Consider the following 3,121-nt stretch of genomic DNA (forward strand, 5'->3'; position numbering starts at 1 on the left):
GTAGGGATGTATATAGCTCGGCACAGTACCCTTACTGAGGCTCCTCTGTGGGTAGATCACCAGGATTCCCATCTTACGCATAAGTCGCCTTACTCGTTTCTCATTAACTGAGTAACCTCTCAGTCTTAGCATATCACGCATATGCACAACTCCAGAGGTGGGGTGTGTTCGGTGTGGTACTCATCAATAATACGCATCATCTCAAGGTTCTGCTCACTTTCTCCCTTCTCAACTCTCAAATCTACCACTTTTTGAGTTGTCTAGTTTTTGGGGAGTATTATAATTTTCAGGAATACCATATTGTCCAAACTATTTTCCATCGGTGGAAACCAACCGTTCCAAGGCTGGAAACTTATCTTTCCAGCGCTGGAAAAGTATCTTTCCATCGGTGGAAAATAGTTTCTATTTGCTGATTAGGGTATGTCTTTCACTAAAATATCAATGAGAGCTGGACTAGTTTTAACCTTTTGGGTTTAGGTATGTACGAAACGACTCTGTCGTTGTTCACGTGGTGGGGGTACGGACGGTCTGGTGTAACAGAATTGTAAGCGAAAGTTGAGCTTGCATGGTGTAGGACTGCTCTAAAGTGCCTACTTTTGGGTAAATTTGCCATCTGATGAGAGTAGATATACTGACCGTACTTCCTGAGATGTTGGAGGCTTTTGTGAATACCTCCATACTGAAGCGAGCCCAAGATAAGGGACTTGCAGAGATTTGCTTGCACAATCTTCGTGATTATACTCAAAATAAGTGGCGCCGGGTGGATGATTATCCCTTTGGCGGCTCTGCTGGTATGGTGATGCAGATAGAGCCAGTGGACAATGCGATAAGTGCACTCCGAGCTGAGCGAGATTATGATGAAGTAATCTACACTTCTCCCGATGGGGAGATGCTTACTCAGCCTGTCGCCAATAGTCTTTCCCTTGCAGAGAATATTATTATACTCTGCGGGCACTACAAAGGCATTGACCATCGTATTCGCGAGCACCTTGTGACACGTGAGATCTCTATTGGCGACTTTGTACTGACTGGCGGAGAGCTTCCCGCTGCGGTGATTACGGATGCCATAGTACGGCTTATTCCGGGGGTGCTTGGGGATGAGCAGAGTGCTCTTTCCGACTCTTTTCAGGATAATTTACTCGCGCCGCCTGTGTATACCCGTCCTGCGGAGTACAAGGGGTGGGGGGTGCCAGATGTGCTCCTTTCGGGCAATCCTGCCAAGATTCATACTTGGGAGATGGAGCAGGCGCTGGAGCGTACCAAACGTCTTCGCCCCAATCTATTAGAGAATAGAGAATAACAATAGATATTACTACAGACCATGCTTGACAAGATCATTATTCTAGACTTCGGTTCGCAGACTACACAGCTCATCGCTCGACGTGTGCGTGACTTAGGAGTCTACTGCGAGGTACATCCTTATCATCACATGCCAGAAGCTGAGGAGAGCTTGAGGGGTGTTATCCTATCGGGAAGCCCCTATTCAGTTTCCCAGCCCGAGGCGTTCAAGATAGACCTGACCAAGTTGCCTGCCGTGCCACTCCTCGGTATCTGCTATGGAGCTCAGTTTATAGCTAGCCAAATGGGCGGAAAGGTCGAAAAGTCTGCCACCCGAGAGTATGGTCGTGCCCACATGGAGATTCTTACTGAGGATCCTCTATTGCAAGGGCTGTCCGAGGGGAATGTAGTGTGGATGTCGCATAGCGATACGATTACCGAGCTGCCTGAGGGCGGTGTGCGCCTTGCCAAGACGGAGTCTATCAATAACGCTGCGTATAGAATTGAGGGCAAACAGGTGTGGGGCGTACAATTCCACCCCGAGGTTGCGCACTCCGAGGAGGGTAATAAGCTCCTTGATAACTTCCTAAATATCTGTGGCGTGAAGCGTGAGTGGTCACCAGCTTCTTTCGTGGAGAGTACTGTGGCTGAGCTCAAAGCAAAGCTGGGGAATGATAAGGTATTGCTCGCCCTTAGCGGTGGGGTGGACTCCAGTGTTGCTGCGGTGCTTTTGAACAAGGCTATTGGTGCTCAACTCACTTGTATCTTCGTGGATCACGGTTTGCTAAGGAAGGGAGAGTTTGAGCAAGTGCTGGAGATGTACAAGCACCTTGGGCTCAATGTAAAGGGCATAGATGCCAAGGCATACTTCCTGAATGAGCTTGCTGGGGTTAGCGATCCAGAGCAGAAGCGCAAGATTATCGGCAAGGGTTTTATAGATGTGTTCGAGGCTGAGGCTAAGAAGATTGAAGACGTGAAATGGCTAGGACAGGGCACAATTTATCCCGACGTTATCGAGTCTATCTCTATCACTGGTCAAGTAATCAAGAGCCACCACAATGTAGGTGGATTGCCCGAGAAGATGAAGCTCCAGCTTGTAGAGCCTCTTCGTCTTCTCTTCAAGGATGAGGTTCGTAAGGTAGGTATCGAAATGGGTATGAAGCATGAGATGATCTATCGCCATCCATTCCCAGGTCCTGGACTCGGTATCCGTGTGCTCGGTGATATTACTGCCGAGAAGGTACGCATACTTCAGGATGCCGACCATATCTATACATCATTGCTAAGAGAGTGGGGCTTGTATGATCAGGTATGGCAAGCAGGTGCCATCCTACTTCCTATCCGTTCGGTAGGCGTAATGGGAGATGAGCGAACCTATGAGTATGTATGTGCGCTCAGGGCTGTGACCTCTATAGATGCGATGACGGCGGACTGGGCAAAACTCCCTCACGAGTTCCTTGCTAAGGTCTCCAATGAGATTATCAATAATGTACGTGGAATCAATCGTGTAGTCTACGACTGCTCATCCAAGCCACCAGCCACAATCGAGTGGGAGTGACTACCTGAATGGTTAATCATTCTATTTATTAAAGTTATTTAGTTGAGAGAGCAACAAAAGGCTGATTTCATTCTGTGAAGTCAGCCTTTTGTTGTTAACTCCGCCTTCTACAAAACTGGTGTATAGCTTATCGCATAGATTATAATACTCCCCAAAAACTAGACAACTTAAAAAGTGGTAGATTTGAGATTTGAGATGGAATTAATTGTCATTTTCCGATGAAAAGAAGAAAAAGAGAAGTTTATGGGACGAAGAAGTAAATACAGTTCAATCTTTAAGGCACAA

General features: G+C 47.2%; 2 protein-coding genes and 1 pseudogene. 2 read left to right on the forward strand and 1 reads right to left on the reverse strand.

Annotated features, from left to right (window positions below; translation table 11 throughout):
* Positions 1–159: pseudogene (locus A3GG_RS13985) on the reverse strand (IS3 family transposase); the annotation flags it as partial.
* Positions 160–616: 457 nt separating this feature from the next.
* Here A3GG_RS13985 and trmD point away from each other — a divergent pair.
* Together trmD and guaA are read left to right on the forward strand one after the other, a co-directional pair.
* Positions 617–1,300, forward strand: a complete 684-nt coding sequence (trmD, locus tag A3GG_RS0101150; protein WP_018357500.1) for a tRNA (guanosine(37)-N1)-methyltransferase TrmD — start codon at positions 617–619, stop codon at positions 1,298–1,300.
* Positions 1,301–1,321: 21 nt separating this feature from the next.
* Entirely contained in the window at positions 1,322–2,836 is a 1,515-nt protein-coding gene (gene guaA / locus A3GG_RS0101155; protein ID WP_018357501.1) for a glutamine-hydrolyzing GMP synthase, read from the forward strand.
* The last annotated feature ends 285 nt before the right edge of the window (positions 2,837–3,121 follow it).

Origin of the sequence: Porphyromonas levii DSM 23370, from assembly GCF_000379925.1 — a bacterium.
GTDB lineage: Bacteria > Bacteroidota > Bacteroidia > Bacteroidales > Porphyromonadaceae > Porphyromonas_A > Porphyromonas_A levii.